The sequence below is a fragment of the Gallaecimonas sp. GXIMD4217 genome (genome assembly GCF_038087665.1).
Classification (GTDB): Bacteria; Pseudomonadota; Gammaproteobacteria; order Enterobacterales; family Gallaecimonadaceae; genus Gallaecimonas.
Genome location: NZ_CP149925.1, coordinates 2989177 through 3007035, shown reverse-complemented (window position 1 = coordinate 3007035; position 17859 = coordinate 2989177). Strand labels below are relative to the sequence as shown.

The window sequence follows — 17859 nt, the reverse complement described above, 5'->3', positions numbered from 1 at the left end:
GTTTTCGTTGCCGGGAGCCATTGTCAGCAGGTTGATATTTCGCCAGCATGGACGGATGTGCGCAGACAATGTGAGGGCCGAAAAGATGGCAGGGAGGCAGCTATGTACCGTATCGGGATGATCTTGCTGGCGGGTTTGCTGGCATCCTGCAGCGACAGCGGCACCGGCGTTGCCACCCGCATCGACAAGGATGGCGAAGGCCGCTGGACCCTGACCTACAGGGCGGATAAGCCCGTCACCAGGCTGGCCTTTGCCCGCAACCCGGATGACTCCCGTGGCAGGCGCTGGGCGCCCCTGTCCGAAGAACTGGAGATCAGCCACCAGGACGGCGAAGAATTCATCCGCCGCCGGGACGGCCAGCCTTTCACCAGCGCCGCCTTTGCCCTGACCCCCACCTACACCCACCTGCCCAAGGACTATGCCCCCTTCCAGCCCTTCTCCGACGGCGGCATGCTGGTGCACAGCGGCCGCTTTTTCGCCTGTGCCGATGCCTGCGGCGAGGAAGACAGCGACTGGTCCATTACCGTGGTAGCCCCGGCCGGGGAGCATATCCTGGTCAAGGGCCTGCGCATCGAGGGCAGCGCCAGCTGGCAGGACGGTGACAGCGGCCGCAGCTTCTATATCGGCAAGGCCGAACCCATCGCAACCGACGCTGTACTGGCCCTGGTGGATCCCGGTCTGCCAAATGACGTCAAAAGCCAGCTGCAAAAGGCCTTCCCGGCCATGATGGCCTATTTCCGCCGCCACCTGGGCAGCCCGGCCGGCAAACCCATGCTGTTCGCCTCCTACGGCAAGACCACGGACGGCCGCCATGGCCAGCAGGGCGGGGTGCTGCCCGGCGAGGTCTCCATGCACTGGTATGGCCCCGAGGCCCTGTTCGAGCAGCCCGACTTCCTCAACGACAACATCTGGTTCCTGGCCCACGAGGCCGGTCATATCCACCAGGGCTCGGCCATGGAAAGCGATAGCCCCGCCGACGCCTGGATCCACGAAGGCCATGCCGAGCTGATGGCGCTGCTGGCCATGGACAGGCTGTTTCCCCAGGCCAGGGACTATCTGGCCGGCAAGCTGGCCGGGGCGCAACGGGATTGCGACAAGGGCCTTCGGGAAAGCAGCCTGGCCAAGGCCGCCAAGACGGGCCGTTTCGAGCTGATGTACAGCTGCGGCCTGGCACTGCACAAGGCCATTCACGACCAGCTGGGTGGTGGTGATGCCGGCCTGACCCTGTGGCGCCGCTACCAGAAGCAGGTGGATGCCGGCCAGGCGCCTGGCCGCGAGAACTTCCTGGCCCTGGTCGCCGAGATGACGTCACCGACCTTTGTCAGGGAGCTGCAGGAGCGGGTCAAGGGGCCCATACTGGCGGGGCCCTGCCCGTTGCAGGCGCCGGACAAGCGCCTGGTGATGGGCCCATAAAAAACGGCGCCAAGGCGCCGTTTCTATTAGCGGGCGATCTGGTTGATCACGTCGCCGAGGCGGAAATTGAAGGCCAGGCTGATGCGTGGATCCTGCTGGTAATGGGGCGCCACCATGTGCAGCAGGTAGCCGGGGAACAGGAACAGGGTGCCGTTTCTTGGCGTATAGCTGACGGTGGTGGCGTTGCGGTAGGGGTTACCGACCGGCACAGGATCGAAAAACATCAGGTCGCCGGGGGCGATGCCGTTGCTTTTCTCCTCTGGTGCTTCATTCACGTCCACATAGAGGCAACCGCTCCACTCGCAGGGCAGGTGGGCGTGGGGGGCGTTCCAGGCGCCGAAGTCGTTGATGTTGGCCCACAGGGAGCTCAGATAGACGGGGGACTCCGGGCCCTTCTTTTCCGCATGGCGGATCAACTGGCTGCCGAGCTGGTAGATCTGCTCGGTGAGCCATTGCAGCAGCTGCTCTTCCGACTGATGCAGGTTGTCCTGGGAGTGCCAGCCGCGCTGGTTGGAGCGGGTGATGCCGCCGTCCGCCTGGCGCAGCTGCAGCAGCAGATCCCGGACGGCTTCTCGCCGTGCCATGAAGCCCGGCAGCTCGGCTTCGAAGATGGGCACCCCAAAATGCAGGCGGTTCTCGGCTCTAATGGTCATACCTTTTCCCAGTGACAGAATAAATTAATAACATTCAGGCTGTTGGATGATAACATCTTGTCCTGTTGTAATTAGGCATTCCTTGGATATTTATTTTCGCTTATGCCTATGTTTCTCGCATCATATTGAAAATAAATAAAAATCAATAAGGACAGAATGTGATTAGAGTACCAAGCTCCGTCAGCACCATCAGCCCGCTGGTCGCCCTGGTGGCCCTTGCTTGCAGTGGCCAGGCCCTGGCTGCAGATTGCCCCGAAACCATACTGGTCGACAGCGCCAGCGATGCCACGGGTGAACTCACCACCCTGGAAGAAGCCATCGCCGAGGGTAAGGCTTGCAGCGGCAACGCCAATATCGTCATCGACGAAAGCCTGGCCGGCCAGGTGATCTACTCGGGCTCCGGGAGCTTTTATCTCGACGGTGGCAAGAGCATGTCCATCCAGGGTCCCCAGGGCGGCAGGGCCCTGGTGCAACCCCAAAACGACGAATCCAGTTTCTTCAGCATTGACGAGTCTGCCAGCCTCAATCTCAGCAACCTGGAACTGGATGGCCAGCAGCTCGGCCGCAGTGCGTCGGCACTCTCTGTTGAGAGTGCTGGAAGCAAGCTGGAGTTGGACAACGTCAAGGTGACCGGCTTTTATGGTGGTCTCCAAGGGCCTGGCATCCAGATCCGGGACAGCATCGCCACTATCAAGCACAGCGAATTCACAGACAACCAATCCAGCAACAGCTGTGGTGGCGCCATTGCCCTGATGAACACCACGGGCGCCAGTCAGCCGACCCTTGAGATCATCGACTCGGTGTTTGACGGCAATACGGCCAAGGGCGACACCACAATGGCCAGGGGGGGCGCCATCTGCTCCTATGATGAATACGAGTCCGCTGCCATTTCGGTGTCTGGTTCCACTTTCCGCAACAACCAGGCCCGTAATTATGGCGGCGCCCTATACAGCACGGGTAGAAACGGCCTGGTCATAGAAAACAGCGTTTTTGAAAACAACCATGTCATCACCTCCAATTACCTCAATGAGGCCCATGGCGGCGCCCTTGCCTTCTATGCCGGCCTGAATGCCAGCATCAGCGGCAGCACTTTCAGGGGCAACATTGCGGACGATGCGGGGGGCGCCGTATATATCGGCCAGGATTCCATGGACGCCATCGTCACCATCAGCGACAGCAGCTTCGAGGACAACCAGGCGCAGTACACCGGTGCTGAAGCCACATTGGGGCAGGGCGGTGCCCTCTACTTCACCGCCAGTGCCGCCAACCCGGCCACCCTGGCGGTCACCGGCAGCACCTTCAGCGGCAATAGCGCGATCGGTACTAACTGGAGTCAGGGCGGGGCCCTCTACGCCGTGGGTGATGGCGCCGTGCTGACCCTGGAGAACAGCACCCTGGCCAACAACAGTGCCGCCGGCTACGGCGGAGCCCTGTTCCTGGACAAAATCTCAGCCCCTTCCAAGGTCACCCACTCTACCCTGGTGGGCAACAGCTCGTCCTACGCCTATGGTGCCGGCGCCATCCACCTGGAACACGGCGATGTGGGTGACGTCGTCATCAGCCACAGCCTGTTTTCCGGCAACAGCGGCGCCGAGGGCAGCCTCTGCGTCACCGAGTCCAGCGCCGTGTTCGCCATTGACCACAGCTTTATCGACGACGCCACCCCGGGTCCCGACTGCCAGACCAATGTCGACAACGGCGGCAACCTGACCGGCGGCAGCGTCAGCCCCCTGGATGCCAAGCTGGGCGAGCTGGCCGACAACGGCGGCAGCACCAGGACCTTCTACCCCGAGGCGGATTCCCCGGTCGTCGACGCCGGCGACGCCGATATCGCTGCCCATCCGGAGACCGACCAGCGCGGCAACGACCGCACCATGCGCAATGTCATCGACATCGGCGCCGTGGAATACGGCAACCTGGCGCCCACCGCCGAGGCCATCCCCAATGCCGGTGTCCTGGTGGGCGAAGCGCTGTCCCTGGATGTGAGCGGCTACTTCGCCGATCCGGAAGGCGACGCCCTGAGCTACGCCCTGGACGGCCTGCCGGATGGCTTTGGCATAGACGGCAGCGGCCTGATCACCGGCAGCGTCGACGAGACCGGCAACTACAGCGGCCGGGTCATCGCCACCGACGCCTATGGTGCCTCCGTCAGCGCCGAGCTGCTGCTGGTGGTGAGCAACGACGCCCCAGGCGTGCATCCCATCGAAAACCAGAGCCTGGTGGTCGGCAGCGCCTTCAGCCTGGATATCGGTGACAACTTCAACGATCCCAACGGCCATGCCCTGAGCTTCAGGGTCGGTGGCCTGCCGGACGGCCTGGGTGCCGACGGCAGCCTGATCAGCGGCAATGCCACCGCCGTGGGTGAGAGCACCGTGCTGGTCACCGCCACCGATGCCTATGGCGCCAGCACCAGCACCAGCTTCACCATCACCGTGACCAACAGCGCCCCGGTGGCGGCCGAGCTGGCCGACCTGGAGGTGACCGTGGGTGACGAGCTGAACTGGGATCTGAGCGCGGCCTTCAGCGACGCCGACGGCCATGAGCTGAGCCTGGATGCCTCCGGCCTGCCGGCCGGCCTGGTGCTGGCCGAGGGCGTGGTCACCGGCACCGTCACCCAGGCCATGGTGGACGACTCCCCCTACCAGATCACCCTGACCGCCACGGACGGCTATGCCAGCGCCGAGCAACAGGTCGGCCTGACCGTGGTCGCCGCCGACAATGGCAACGGCGATACCGGCAACAAGGACGGCGGCCAGGCCGAGCAGGGCGCATCCGGCGGCGGCTCCCTGGGCGGCGGCCTGCTGGCCCTGCTGGGTCTTGGCTGGCTGAGAAGGCGCCAGGGCTGACAAAGCAGAAGACGGCCAATGGCCGCCTTCTGATGGTGAAAAAACGGCGCCTTGGCGCCGTTTTTTGTACCAGGGTGGTCTTGGCTGTTACTTCTTGACCCGGATCCTTTCCTTGTCCTTGCCGACCAGGTTTTCGTGCTGGCTGTCCGGGCCCATGGCGAAGTCCAGCTGCAGCTGCACGCCCTTTTGGCCCTTGGCGCTGGGCTGGTATTGCCACTTTTTCACGGCGGCCAGGGCGGCCTGGTCGAAGGTGCCGGCCGGCACGGATTTGAGCACCTTGGCGTTGGTGACCTTGCCGTCCGGCTGGATGTCGATGGCCAGCACCACCGAGCCTTCGGTGCCGGCCTTGGCGGCGGCCACCGGGTACTTGGGCTCGATGCGGTACTGGGGCTTGGGTGCGGCCTGGATGCCATCGGCCTTGCTCATGGCGGCCTGGCTGAGGCCGGAGACCAGGGTCAGCCCCAGGGCCAGGGCGGCCAGGCCCTTCCACTTGGCTTGGTTGTTGTTGTTCTTCAGTTGCTTGAGTCGTTCCATCATGGTTTCCTTGGATGCGTAGTGGAGGTGGGCCAAGGCCGGGGCCCGGGCGTCCTCCAGACTGGTTATCAGCGCCCTGCCATAGTCAAGGCGTCCTTCCTTGCCCTCCTGGGCCAGTACTGCTTCATCGCAGGCCAGCTCCTGGTCCCGGCGGTAGCGCCGGTAGGCCAGCCAGCAAAGGGGGTTGAACCAGAACAGCAGCAGCACCGCCAGGGCCAGCAGGTTCCAGTACAGATCGCCGCGGCGGAAATGGCACAGTTCGTGGCGGATCACCAGTGCCTGCTGGGCGCGGCTGTAGCGGGACTGGAAGTCGGCGGGCAGCACCAGGGTGGGCCGGAACAGGCCACTGAGCACGGGGCCAGCCAGGGCCCGGCTTTCCTTGAGCCGCAGCCCGCTCGGCAGGTCGGCCAGTCGCTGCCGGCAGGGCGTGGCTGCCAGTTGTTGCCGGAAGTGCCAGTGGCTCAGCAGCCAGTAGTTGCCCAACAGCAGGGCGCCGGCCAGCCAGGCCAGGTGCAACCAGTCGCCGGCGGCCGCCGCCCGGGTGGTCATGGCCCCCTGGGCCACCACCAGGTACTGCTGCAGCGGCAGGCTGCCGGTGCTTTCCAGGGGCAGCAGCGACAGCGACAGCAGCAGGGGCGCCAGCGACCAGAGCCCGTAGAGGGCGCGGGCGCCGATGAGCCCGAGCAGGCGCGAATGGGCCAGCAACAGGCCGGCCAGGACCAGGCTCAGGGGCAGGCTCTGGGCCAGCAGCCAGTCAGTCATGGCGCTGCTCCCAGTCCTTGATCAGGGCCTTGAGTTCGTCGATGTCGTCCCGGCTCAGCGCCTTCTCCCTGGCGAAGCCGGCCACCAGGGGGCTGAGGCGGCCGCCGAACAGTCGCTCCACCAGGGTGCGGCTTTCCCGCCTGGTGTAGTCCTCGCGGGCGATCAGGGGATAGTAGAGATAGCGGCGCTGGTCCTTCTCGAAACCTATGGCTGCCTTCTTGACCAGGCGGTTGAGCAGGGTCTTGACGGTCTTCTCGTGCCAGGGTTTCTTCTGGCTCAGCCTCGCCACCACCTCGTTGGCAGAGGCGGGGGCGCCTTCCCAGAGTGCTTCCAGTACCTCGAATTCGGCATTGCTGATGTCGGCCACCACGGTTCCCCTTTCGATTACGGATGTAATACATTCAGATTACGCCTGTAATCGAAAAGGGCAAGGGATATTTCCAGGCCGTGGTGCCGAGGGGGCTCAGCCCTGGCCCAGCTCCTTTTCCAGGCGGCGTATGGCGGCCAGGATCCGATCCAGCCGGGAGTCGGGGCCCCCGGCCATGTTCTCCTCCTCGGCCACGGCCAGCTCCCTGGCGTCGTACTCCCATTGGCGCAGGATATGGATCTTCTGCTCCAGGGTCAGGCCCTCTTCGTCGCAGACGGCTTCCGGTGATTCGAAACGGCGGCTGGGATCTTCGAGGATCTTGTCGATGTTCATGGCTACCCCTCCACAAGGCTGTCTAGAGATAGTAGACCGGCTCAATCGCCGCCACAGCCTCCGCCGCAGCCACTGTCGCCGCCACAACTGCTGCCGCCGTCGCCACCGCAGCCGATATGGCTGGCGCAATAGCCGCCGCCGGGATGGCGGCGGCAATCCAGCTGGTAGTGGAAACCGTCTTCTATGGCCAGCTCGGCGTCCAGGGCGAACAACAGCGGCAGCCGGCTCGGCGCCTTGGGATCCAGGCCCTCGCGGTGGCAGGCCAGCCGCCAGGCGGTCTTGATGCCGTCCTGGGCGCTGGTGGGGCTCTGCATGGCCTCGGCCGGGGTGTGGTGCAGGAAGCGACCCAGGGCCCGGCGGCAGAAGTGCTGGTAGTTGCGGGTGTAGAGGATGAATTCGTGCCAGGCCAGATCCACAGCCTGGGATGGCATGGCCACCATGCGCCGCCCGGCGCCGTGGCACAGGTGCAGGTAGTGGCGCAGCCCCTCCATGACCAGTTCGAGCTGGCCGTCGTCCAGGTGCGGGTACCTGTCCCTGACCTTGTGGACGATATTGGGCGGGAAGCGGTAGTCGTCGATAAAGGCGGCGCGGCGCCCGCGCAGCCGCTGGCGCCAGATCAGGGTGGCAAGCAAGAGTCCCAGGGTGAGGGGGATCAGCAGCAACATGGGCACCGTCGTCTTTGCATCGTTTTTTGGCCTACCCTAGGCCAGGGCGTCCCCTGCGGTCAATTTTCCTGCGGCCCGTCCCACTGCGCCTTCGCTTCGCCTTGTTTCATTTTCTCTTCATGGTTCTGTCACGGCTGCTTTCTAGCTTGGCAGGCTGTTTAAAACGAAGAGAAGGAAGAGCATGAAAAGCTTACCGCTGTTGCTGGCCGTTGCCCTGGGGAGTACGGCCCACGCCAAACCGGAGCAGGCCAACCAGGGCGGCCAGGAGCGTACCCTCAAGGTGCTCAGTGCCAACCTCTGGCACGATCTGGCCGTCAAGCCCCACTACTTCCGCCAGGGGCTGGCAGAGCTGCGCCACCTGGATGCGGACGTGATCCTGGCCCAGGAGGCGGACGGCGCCACGGCTCGACTGGCCAAGGCCCTGGGCATGCATTACTGGCAGGGGCCACAGCACCTGGGCTCCATGGGGATACTGTCCAGGTACCCCATAGTGAAGACATTCGATCTGGGGGCGGAGGCCCCCGGCGGCCAGCTCGGCGCCGTCATCGACGTCCACGGCCGCCTGGTGACGCTGTGGAACAACCACCTGGACTACACCCGCTACACCGCCTATTTCGCCCGCGGCGGTAACGGCACCAGCTGGCAGGCCCTGCCCGGCTGCCAGCCCTACAGCGATGAGCAGCTCGAGGCGGCCAACGAAAGCTCGTTGCGGCCCCGCCAGGCCAGGCTGATGGTGAAGGCCCTGGCACCCCTGGTCGACAAGCGGGCGCCGGTGATCATCGGCGGTGACTTCAACGAACCCACGGGCAGCGACTGGACGGCGGCCACGGCGGATCTCTTCGACCACAAGAACGTCAGCTACGATTTTTCCAGCCACCGCATCGTTCGCCAGGCCGGCTTCACCGACAGCTACCGTGCCCTCTATCCGGATCCGGTCAGCCATCCCGGCATCAGCTGGCCCTTCCGCCTGGAGGACAGCTGGACCCAGGGACCGTCCTACCAGCGCGAATGCGGCCGCGGCCTGGACGACAGGGACAGGATCGATTTCATCTACTACAACAGGGATGCCAAGGCTCTGCGCCTGGACAGCGTGGCCTGGGTCGGGCCCCGCTTCCACACCTATTTCGGCTACGAGCAGGATCTGGACTGGCAACGGGATCCCCATGTGGGCCGCCTGGTTCAGGACGGTGAGCCCCGTTATGGCCGCCATGACTTCCCCTCCGATCACCTCTGGTACCTGGCCAGCTTCCGTATCAAGGCTGGCAAGAAGCAGCTCAGCGAAGGCCTGGTGCTGAACCCGGAGCTGGTGCTGGTGGAGTCCCGGGAGGACGAGCAGGGCCTGCAGCTGACCGTCGATGTCGAGCATGCCGAGCTGCTCAGTGACGCCCAGAGCTACTACCTCTACGCCAGTACCTTCGAGGCCGGCCCCGGCGACTACAGCGGCGGCTGGATCCCGGTGCCGGTCACCGGCGAGGACAAGCTGCGGCTCAGCATCACTGTGCCGGCGGCCTTCCTGGCCAACGACGACATCCAGCTGCGCCTCTATCACCGCCTGGGCGGCTCGCACCGGGTGGATGCGGTGCTGGACATCGAGCGCCCCTGAACGAAAAAGGCGCCCCCAGGGGCGCCTTGTCGTAGTGCCCTTACAGGGCCAACTTGATGCCGGCGGTGACCGCCCGGCCCGGGGCGCTCTGGCGGCCCCAGGGGCTGACGTCGATGCCGCGGAAGTAATATTCCTTGTCGAACAGGTTGTTCACCGCCAGGCTCAGGGTCAGCGCCCGGCCGGCCAGGTTCAGCTCTTGGCTCAGGGCCAGGTTCCAGACCGTGTAGGAGGGCAGGGCGCCCACCGAGGCGATGGCGTTTTCCGCCTCGCTGTTGGCGGCGTCGCTGTAGGCCTTGCTGTAGTAGTAGCCGGACAGGACCAGGGTGGCGCTGTCCAGGCTGTAGCTGGCGTCCCACAGCAGCTGGTGCCGGGAGGCGAAGGGCACCCGCTTGCCCTGGTTGGTGCCGCTGCGCTGCTCGGCATCCAGGTAGGCGTAGCCGCCGTGCAGGTGCAGCTCGCCCAGCTGCCAGTAGCCTTCCAGCTCCAGACCCTGGTGACGGGTTTGGCCCAGATTCTTGAAGGTGGAGCTGGTGCGGTCGAATTCCACCTGATCCTCGTAGTCGATGCGGTACAGGCCCAGGCTCAGGCTGCTGGCGGCGCTGGGGTGGTAGCGCAGGCCGGTCTCGTAGTTCCAGCTCAGCTCGGCGGCCACGTCCCCTTCCCGGGTGATCTGGGTGATCTGGGGCGGACGCAGGGACTTCTGGGCGTTGGCGTACCAGAACCAGTCGTCGCTGGCCTCGAGGCCGATGGTCAGGCCCGGCAGCCATTCGCGGCTCTCGTTGCGCTGGCCCTTGCCGGACACCAGGTCGCTGTAGTCCATGGTCACCTTCTCGAAGCGCACCCCCGGGGTGATCACCAGGCGGTCATCCAGCAGCATCAGGCTGTTGGACAGGTAGACCGCCCAGGCCTTGTCGTCGAAGCGCCAGTCCCGGTTCACCTTGTAGCTCTGGTCGGCCAGCAGCAGCTGATCGGACAGGTAGCTGATGTCTTCGCTGACGTGGCGCAGGCCCAGGGTCCATTGCTGGTTGAGTTCATCGCCACCGATATAGCCGCTCAGGCGCGGCTCCGAGCCCCAGGTGGTGAAGGAGCGCGGCGAGGAGCGCAGGGCGTTTTCGGGCTTGGCCGGATCCCAGGTCTCGCCGGCGTTGGTGTTGAAGCCGAACCGGAATTCCCGATCGCTGTTCTGGCCGAAGTTCACCCAGCTGAACTCGCCGAAGTCGAAGGGACCGAAGGCGTTCAGCTGCTTCTGGTATTTCAGGGTCCATCTCTGGGTGTCGCCGATGAACCTGTCCAGCTCGCGCTGGGACTGGCTGGGATCGGCCTCGTAGGCGTCCACCGACAGGGCGCCGGGTAGCTCCACCTCGGCGTCGTAGTACTGGAAGCTGGCGCTGAGCAGGCCCAGCTCGCCGCCGTCCAGGCGGCCCTTGAGCAGCCAGTTCTGGATGTCGGTGTCGCTGTGGTCACGGAAGCCGTCGCCCTGGACCAGGTTGCCTTCCAGCTGCAGGCCGTGGCCGCCGTCGAAGGTCTGGCCGGCCTTGAGGTAGCTGTCCCAGAGGTTGTTGCCGTGGCCGAAGAAGGTGGTCTTCTGGCTCAGCAGCAGCTCGTCGTTGATGGGCCTGCTGACCAGGTTCACCACGCCGCCGACGTTGTTGGGGCCGTACTGGACGGCGGCGCCGCCCCGGACCACGTCGATGCGCTCTATGGCCTGCAGGGTCACCGGGAACAGCGACAGGCCCAACTGGCCGTAGGGGGCCATGGCCAGGGGTACGCCGTCCAGCAGCACCTGGGTGCGGCCGGAACGGGAGTCGTTGAGGCCGCGGATGGCGATGGACGGCAGCACGCCGGTGCCGGTTTCGTCCAGCACCTTGACGCCGGGAACCTGCTGCAGGGCCGCGTCCAGGCTGCGCACGCCGCTGCGCTCAAGCTGCTCGCCGTCGATGACGGATCTGTTGCCGGGGTAGGTCTTGACCTCTTCGGCCCGGGAGTCGCCCAGCCATTCGCCGCGCACTTCGATGGTTTCGGTTTCGTCCGGGGTGGCCAGGGCCGGGCCGGCCAGCAGGGCCAGCATCAGGGGGGAAAGGGGAAAGCGCGCCATGACAGATCCTTAAGGCAATGTGAAAACGCGCGAATGATAATGGTTCTCAATGCTGTTTTGCAACAGGCGGGCCTGTGCCAGATCAAGGTTTCAGTCGATCCAGCTCGGCCTGCTGCTGGCGCCGGTGCTGATGCATCTGCTGCGGCAGGGCGCTGAACGGTCATGACGGCGCTATCGAGGGCCTGGTGTCACGGCACGGGCCCGGCGCTATACTGGGAAGCATTTGTCGTAACAGGAAAATTCCATGCAGATGTTCCGTTTTCCCAGCATCGAGATCCGCCATGAAGACGGCGCCGCCGACGCCGTGCTGCACCTGTGCAGCGAGGCCGCCGCTCCCGAGCTGGCCGGCCTGGCCGCCATCAAGGGCTGCGCGCCCGAGGCCAAGCAGTGGCTGGTGGTGGACCAGGTGCCGACCCTGGTGGCCCATCCCAAGGCCGGCTTGAGCGCCTTCGAGCGGCTGAGCGCTGCCCGCGCCTGGGCCGGCGTCTTTGCCGACTGGCAGCTGGCCAGCCTCAAGGTGGTGGTCAGCGGCTTCGAGGCCGACGAGGCCAGGGCCCTGGCGGAAGCGGCCCTGGCCGCCCTGCTGGCGGCCCAGGTGCAGATGCCCAGCTTCAAGAAGGACGCCAAGGCCAGGCACGTCATCAAGCGCTTCCTGGTCAGCGGCACCGAGGTGGACGGCCGGCGCCTGCTGGCCGAGGCCGAGGGCAACGGCCTGGCCCGCTATCTGTCCGAGCTGCCGGGCTCCGAGCTGACCCCGGCCACCTACCGGCACTGGCTCAGCGAGTTCGCCCGGGAAAACGGCTGGCAGATGGAGGTCTACGACCAGACCAAGCTGGCCGGCCTGGGCGCCGGCGCCTTCCTGGCCGTGGTGCGGGGCTCCGACAACGACGAGGCGGCCATAGTGCGGCTGCGCTACAAGGGCGCCAACGCCGGGCGCAAGGTGGCGCTGGTGGGCAAGGGCCTGTGCTATGACACCGGCGGCTACAACCTGAAGATCTCCGGCCACATGTACGGCATGCACGGCGACATGGGCGGCAGCGCCGTGGCCCTGGGCACCCTGCTGGCCCTGAGCCGCCTGGGCGCCGAGCTGGAGCTGGACTGCTGGCTGGCCCTGGCCGAGAACCACATCGGCCCCAAGGCCTACAAGGCCAATGACCTGGTCACCGCCATGAACGGCACCCGCATCGAGGTGGTGGACACCGACGCCGAGGGCCGCATGGTGCTGGCCGACACCCTGACCCTGGCCAGCCGCGAGAAGCCGGCCCTGGTCATGGATTACGCCACCCTCACCGGCTCCTGCATCCGCGCCCTGGGTACCGCCCAGAGCGGCGTGTTCTGCAACCGGGACGGCTGGCGGGAAGACCTCATCCGCCTGGGCCGCGAGGCCGGCGAGCGGGTCTGGCCCTTCCCCCTGGACCAGGACTATGACGACAACATCAAGTCCGACGTGGCCGACGTCAAGCAGTGCGCCCCCGGCTCCAGCTGCGATCATATCGACGCCGCCCGCTTCCTGAGCCGCTTCGTGGAAGACGGGGTGCCCTGGGTGCACATGGATCTCAGCGCCGCCGAGCACAAGGGCGGCCTGGCCCAGGTGGCCGGCGACACCACCGGCTTCGGGGTGCGCTACAGCGTCCACGCTCTGCTGGACGAGGGCGGCCTGCTGCAATAACGAAAAAGCCCGGCTTGGCCGGGCTTTTTTATGGGAATCGTAAGCTTAGTTGTAACTTTCCAGGGTCGTTTCCAGCCTGGCCAGCTCTTTTTTCAAGCGTTCCCTGTTCATGCGAACGCCTTGCCAACTGTTGGTGCCCTGCGTCTTCTTGAACTGGTCGTTTTGGAAGGGCTGCCTGGTGTTGTACTTCTTCGTGAATTCCTCGTTGATCTGGTTGATTTGGGCTCTTAGCTGGCGGATGCGAAAGCCCAGGTAGGTGCTGTGGCCATCCCGATAGCGGCTGAGGAACTCATCCGCGGAATCATCCTGGCAAACGCCCAGATATTCACGGCCCTTGCGGCCAACCTTATAGCCGTTATCCGGCTGGCAGTAGTTGGCATTGCCCGCTGCCCAGCCCAGCAGGTAAGCCCGTTCGCTTGCTTCGGCGTCTTGCGCTGAACATTGGTTCAGCCAGTGCCCAGGCCGTGCCGGGAGGCCGTCGGCACCATCGGCTTCACCCTGAGTTTGCCAGTCCAAGGTGGCGCAATACTCCGGGCTCATGGCACAGCCGCCCAGGCCAATGATGAGGGTGGTGATCAGCAATCCGTGCTTCATTGTCGTGCTCCTTTGTCGCCCAAGCGCCTGTCCCTGGGCCGCGCTTTTGCCAACTTTCCTTAACATATCAGATGTTTGCCGTATTTGTGAACGGCCTGTGAGCGCCCGGTGATGGAAAAGCAGGGCGCGACTGAGGTCGGCCTGCTGCAATAACGAAAAAGCCCGGCCATGCCGGGCTTTTCTAGCCGTGACTACGGCTAGCCGTAGCTCTGCAGGGTGTGGCGCAGCGCTTTCAGCTCCTTCTCCAGGCGATGCATGTCCATTTGCAGGGGCTTCAGGCTGTTGTTGCCGGCCTGCTCCCGCTTGAATTCGTCCTTGACGAAGCGTTGCTGGGTGGTGGCCTTCTTGGTCAGCTCCAGACGGATCCCGTGGAGCTGACTTTCTACATGGCGAATGCGGTTGTGCAGGTATTGCTTGTGGCCGTCCTGGTATCGGGCCAGGAACTCGGCCGCCAAGTCGCCCTGGCAGCTGCCCTGGTACTCCTGGCCCAGCTTGCCCACCTGGTAGCCGTTTTCAGGCTGGCAATACTCGGCATTGCCACGCTGCCAGCCCTGCAGGTAGGCGGCGCTATCGCTTTGGGCCACCAGGCCCTGGGTGCCATCGGCCAGACCTTTGGCCTGCCCGTCCATGGCAACGCCATCCTGGGGGCTGATGGAACAGCCGCTCAGGCCAATGATGAGGGCGGTGGTGATCAACAGTCCATGCTTCATTGTCGTGCTCCTTTGTCCTCCCAGAGCCGGTCCCTGGGCTGGTCTCATGACCAGTTCCCTAAACATATCAGACTCTTGTCGATTTTGTGAACGGCTTGTGATCGGCTGGTCAGTCGTGGAAGAGCAGGGCGTGGCGCAGCTCGGCCAGCTCGTCTTCCAGGCGCCGGCGTTCGTGGCGCAGCTCGCGCCGAGCTTCCCTGTCCAGCTCGTCCCGGCGCAGCTCGCCGCCGATCTCGTGGATGCGGTGCTCGATGTCGTGGATGCGATCCCGCAGGTAGGCGAGGCGCTGTTCCTCCTGGTAGATCCGGTAGCCGCGCTCGTACTGGGCCAGGAAGCGTTCCGCCACCTCGCCCTGGCAGGCGCCGGAGTAGGCTTCGCCGCGCCGGCCCACCAGGAAGCCGTTGCCGGGTTCACAGTAGCGGCCGTTGCCCTGCTGCCAGCCCAGGTAGTAGGCCTGGTCGTCGATCCGGTAGCCGTGTTCACTGCACTGGGCCTGCCAGTGGCTGGGTCTGGCCAGGTGGCCGGCGGCGCCGTCGGCCTCGCCGCGCCAGCGCCAGTCCATGGTGGCGCATTCCTGTGGGCTCAGCGAGCAGCCGTTCAGCAGGGCCAGCAGGGTGGCCAGGATCAGCAAATTTTTCATCATCTTGTGCTTATTCGTTATGTCCTTAACCAGAGGTTAATCCGGCTGGCTGAATCAGGGCTGACAAAAAAGGGGCGCCGCAGCGCCCCTTTGTCTACCGCGTTCTGGCTCAGATGCGGTTGCCGTTTTCGTCCAGCTTGATCACCTCGCCCAGCTTCAGGCTGCGGACCTTGTCTTCGATCTGCTCCAGATCGCCGACGATGACCCAGGTGAAGGCCTCGGGGGTGAGCACCTCCTTGGCGTTGATGCGCACCTGATCCAGGGCGATGTTGTTGACGCGCTGGCCGTAGCTTTCCAGCCACTGCACGTCCTTGCCCTTGTCCAGGGTCTCTACCAGGGAGCCCAGCAGCGAGCCCTTGGTCTCGTAGGCACCGGGCAGCTTGGCGGTCTTGTTGGCCTTGACCTTGGCCAGCTCCTCGGCGGTGGCGGGCTTTTTGCCGATATAGCCGCGGAACTCCTTGAGGATCTCCTGGATGGATTCCTTGGTCTTGTCGGTCTGCACCGGGGCATAGGCCAGGTACAGGCCCTGGGCCTTGGCGTCCAGCCACATGGAGCGGGCACCGTAGGACCAGTGCTTGTCCTCGCGCAGGTTCATGTTCAGGCGGCTGGTGAAGGTGCCACCCAGTATGGTGTTCATCACGTTGATCAGCTCGGCCTGTTCGGAGGTACCGGACGGGGCCAGCTGGCCGGCGATGATGGTGGACTGGGGGGTGCCGGGCTGGTTGATCAGGTAGACCTTGGCCTTCTTGGGCGGGGCCACCTTGGCCAGCTTCTTCACCGGCTTGGGCGTGGCCGGGGCCTGCCAGTTGGCCAGGTGCTGCTCCAGCAGCGGCTTGATGGTTTCGACCTTGGTGTCGCCGACGATGACCAGGCGGGCATTGTCCGGGCGCAGCCAGGTCTGGTGGAAGTTGACCAGGTCGTCGCGGGTCAGGGCGTTGACGGACGCCTCGGTGCCGGAGCCGGTCAGGGGCACGCCATAGCCGTGCTCTTCACCGAACAGCAGCGGCGGCAGTACCCGCAGGGCCATGGACATGGGCCTGGCCTTTTCCTTGCGGATGCCTTCCAGCCAGCGGGAGCGCAGCTTGTCCATTTCCTCCTGGTCGAAGGCCGGGTTCTGCAGCACGTCGCTGAACAGGGCCAGGGACTGATCCAGGTTGGCGGTCAGGCTGTCCAGGCTGAGGGTGGCGTTGTCCAGGCTGGCGTTGCTGCCCCAGTTGGTACCCAGCTTCTGCATGGCCTCGGACAGTTCCACCGAGGTCATGTTCTTGGTGCCCTCGGCCAGCATGGCCATGGCGAAGCTGGCGGTGCCGGGCTTGGCGCCCTGGTCGGCGGCATAGCCGGCGTCAAAGACCAGCTGCATTTCCACGTTGGGGGTGTCGTGGCGTTCGGCGACGGCCACTTCCAGGCCGTTGCTGAGGGTGAAGCTGGTCAGCTCGGGCAGATCCAGGGTCGGCAGCTTGCCCACGGTCGGCAGCTTGCTGCGGTCGGCACCGGCCTCGGCGACCTGGTACTTGGGCTGGGGGGTGACCTCCATGATCAGCTGGCCGTCGTCCAGCCAACGGTTCATGGCCGCCTTGATGTCGGCCGGGGTGGCCTTGGCGAAGATGTCCATCTGCTTGTCGAAGTAGCCGGGATCGCCGTGGTAGACCATGCCGGAGGCCAGGATGTCGGACTTGCCGCCGAAGCCGCCGATGCGCTCGGCGCCGCGCACGAAGTTGGCGGCGGTGCTGAAGCGGATGCGGTCAAGCTCGTCCTGGGTGGGGCCCTCGGCCATCAGTTTGGCCAGCTCCTCGTCGATGATCCTGTCCAGGGTGTCCAGGGACACGCCGGCCTTGGCGTCGGCGATGATGATCAGCTGGCCGGCCAGCTTGCGTTCGTAGTTGAAGGAGGCCACGGAAGAGGCGACCTGCTCATCCTGCACCAGGCGCTTGTAGAGGCGGGAGCTCTTGCCCATGGTCAGCACGTCGCTGAGCAGGTTCATGTATTCGGAGTCGGCCGTGCCCATCTGGGCGGTGTTCCAGGCCTTGTAGATGCGGGCCGCCGGGACATGGTCTTCCATGGTCAGGCGCTTGGTGCCGGTGCGCTTGGCGACCCAGGCGTCCAGCTTCTTCAGCGGCTTGCCGGCGGGGATGTCGCCGAAGTATTGCTCGGCCTTGGCGCGGGCGGTCTTGGCGTCGATGTCGCCGGCCAGCACCAGCACGGCGTTGGCGGCGCCGTAGTAGTCCTTGAACCACTGGTGCACGTCATCTAGGGAGGCGGCGTTGAGATCGTCCATGGAGCCGATCACCGACCAGGAGTAGGGGTGACCCTTGGGGAAGCTGTTCTCGGCCAGCACACCCCAGACCCGGCCATAGGGCTGGGATTCGCCCTGGCGCTTTTCGTTCTGCACCACGCCGCGCTGCTCGTCCAGCTTGGCCTGGGTGACGGCGCCCAGCAGGTGGCCCATGCGGTCGGATTCCATCCACAGTGCCATGTCCAGGGCCGGGGTGGGTACGTTCTGGAAGTAGTTGGTACGGTCGTTGTTGGTGGTGCCGTTCATGTCGGTGGCACCGGCCTTTTCGAAGGGACCGAAGTATTCGTCGTCGTAGTTTTCGCTGCCGTTGAACATCAGGTGCTCGAACAGGTGGGCGAAGCCGGTCTTGCCGGGCTTTTCATCCTTGGAGCCGACGCCGTACCAGACGTTGACGGCCACTATGGGGGCCTTGCGATCCTCATGGACCACCACGGTCAGGCCGTTATCCAGGGTGAAGACCTCATAGGGGATCTTCAGCTCGGGCAGTTGCTGGGCCGCCACATTGGCGGCGGGGGCTTGGCTTTCGGTCTGGGCTGACATGGTGCAGCCGCCCAGCAGGGCCGCGGATACGGCGACGGCGGTAAGGGTACGCATCAGGCGCATGGGACTCTCCCTGGTCACTGGTTATTAAAATCTGTTCAAAGGTACAAAAAAACAGGCCCGAACGGGAAACGTCCGGGCC

The 17859-nt window shown here is 64.9% G+C and carries 14 protein-coding genes; 4 read left to right on the top strand and 10 right to left on the bottom strand.

Annotated elements, in window-relative coordinates; all coding sequences use genetic code 11:
* Positions 1 to 102: 102 nt before the first annotated feature.
* Positions 103 to 1413 (top strand): hypothetical protein, encoded by a 1311-nt coding sequence (locus WDB71_RS14585; protein WP_341502327.1) that lies wholly within the window; start codon positions 103 to 105, stop codon positions 1411 to 1413.
* Positions 1414 to 1439: 26 nt separating this feature from the next.
* On the opposite strand, the gene WDB71_RS14580 is transcribed toward WDB71_RS14585, so the two are convergent.
* Entirely contained in the window at positions 1440 to 2066 is a 627-nt protein-coding gene (locus WDB71_RS14580) for a TIGR02466 family protein (RefSeq protein ID WP_341502326.1), read from the bottom strand.
* Between the two features lie 158 nt (positions 2067 to 2224).
* On the opposite strand from WDB71_RS14580, the gene WDB71_RS14575 reads away from it, so the two are divergent.
* Positions 2225 to 4912: a putative Ig domain-containing protein gene (locus tag WDB71_RS14575; protein ID WP_341502325.1), complete on the top strand. Its 2688-nt coding sequence runs from the start codon at positions 2225 to 2227 to the stop codon at positions 4910 to 4912.
* An 87-nt stretch (positions 4913 to 4999) separates the two neighbouring features.
* On the opposite strand, the gene WDB71_RS14570 is transcribed toward WDB71_RS14575, so the two are convergent.
* The 4 genes from WDB71_RS14570 to WDB71_RS14555 all read right to left on the bottom strand — a co-directional run bounded on the left by WDB71_RS14570 (position 5000) and on the right by WDB71_RS14555 (position 7573).
* Positions 5000 to 6208: a M56 family metallopeptidase gene (locus tag WDB71_RS14570; RefSeq protein WP_341502324.1), complete on the bottom strand. Its 1209-nt coding sequence runs from the start codon at positions 6206 to 6208 to the stop codon at positions 5000 to 5002.
* Positions 6201 to 6575: a BlaI/MecI/CopY family transcriptional regulator gene (locus WDB71_RS14565; RefSeq protein WP_341502323.1), complete on the bottom strand. Its 375-nt coding sequence runs from the start codon at positions 6573 to 6575 to the stop codon at positions 6201 to 6203. Before WDB71_RS14565 ends, WDB71_RS14570 begins: the two co-directional genes overlap by 8 nt.
* A gap of 96 nt (positions 6576 to 6671) precedes the next feature.
* On the bottom strand, positions 6672 to 6908 hold the full coding sequence (locus WDB71_RS14560) for a hypothetical protein (protein WP_341502322.1): 237 nt from the start codon (positions 6906 to 6908) through the stop codon (positions 6672 to 6674).
* 41 nt (positions 6909 to 6949) lie between these two features.
* Entirely contained in the window at positions 6950 to 7573 is a 624-nt protein-coding gene (locus WDB71_RS14555) for a hypothetical protein (protein WP_341502321.1), read from the bottom strand.
* 181 nt (positions 7574 to 7754) lie between these two features.
* Between WDB71_RS14555 and WDB71_RS14550 the strand changes: the two genes are divergently transcribed.
* Positions 7755 to 9176, top strand: a complete 1422-nt coding sequence (locus tag WDB71_RS14550; protein WP_341502320.1) for an endonuclease/exonuclease/phosphatase family protein — start codon at positions 7755 to 7757, stop codon at positions 9174 to 9176.
* A gap of 40 nt (positions 9177 to 9216) precedes the next feature.
* Here the strand turns inward: WDB71_RS14550 and WDB71_RS14545 are convergent, their stop codons facing one another.
* Positions 9217 to 11271 carry a TonB-dependent siderophore receptor gene (locus WDB71_RS14545; RefSeq protein ID WP_341502319.1) on the bottom strand — a complete coding sequence of 685 codons (2055 nt, stop codon included), beginning with the start codon at positions 11269 to 11271 and terminating at the stop codon, positions 9217 to 9219.
* 244 nt (positions 11272 to 11515) lie between these two features.
* Between WDB71_RS14545 and WDB71_RS14540 the strand changes: the two genes are divergently transcribed.
* Positions 11516 to 12940: a leucyl aminopeptidase family protein gene (locus tag WDB71_RS14540; protein ID WP_341502318.1), complete on the top strand. Its 1425-nt coding sequence runs from the start codon at positions 11516 to 11518 to the stop codon at positions 12938 to 12940.
* Between the two features lie 45 nt (positions 12941 to 12985).
* Here the strand turns inward: WDB71_RS14540 and WDB71_RS14535 are convergent, their stop codons facing one another.
* From WDB71_RS14535 to WDB71_RS14520, 4 genes are all read right to left on the bottom strand, one after another.
* The gene (locus WDB71_RS14535; RefSeq protein ID WP_341502317.1) at positions 12986 to 13534 is read right to left on the bottom strand and encodes a DUF2799 domain-containing protein; all 549 of its coding nucleotides are present in this window, start codon (positions 13532 to 13534) and stop codon (positions 12986 to 12988) included.
* A gap of 197 nt (positions 13535 to 13731) precedes the next feature.
* Positions 13732 to 14244: a DUF2799 domain-containing protein gene (locus tag WDB71_RS14530; protein WP_341502316.1), complete on the bottom strand. Its 513-nt coding sequence runs from the start codon at positions 14242 to 14244 to the stop codon at positions 13732 to 13734.
* Between the two features lie 109 nt (positions 14245 to 14353).
* Entirely contained in the window at positions 14354 to 14887 is a 534-nt protein-coding gene (locus WDB71_RS14525) for a DUF2799 domain-containing protein (protein WP_341502315.1), read from the bottom strand.
* A 106-nt stretch (positions 14888 to 14993) separates the two neighbouring features.
* Positions 14994 to 17780, bottom strand: a complete 2787-nt coding sequence (locus tag WDB71_RS14520; RefSeq protein ID WP_341502314.1) for a pitrilysin family protein — start codon at positions 17778 to 17780, stop codon at positions 14994 to 14996.
* Between the last annotated feature and the right edge of the window lie 79 nt (positions 17781 to 17859).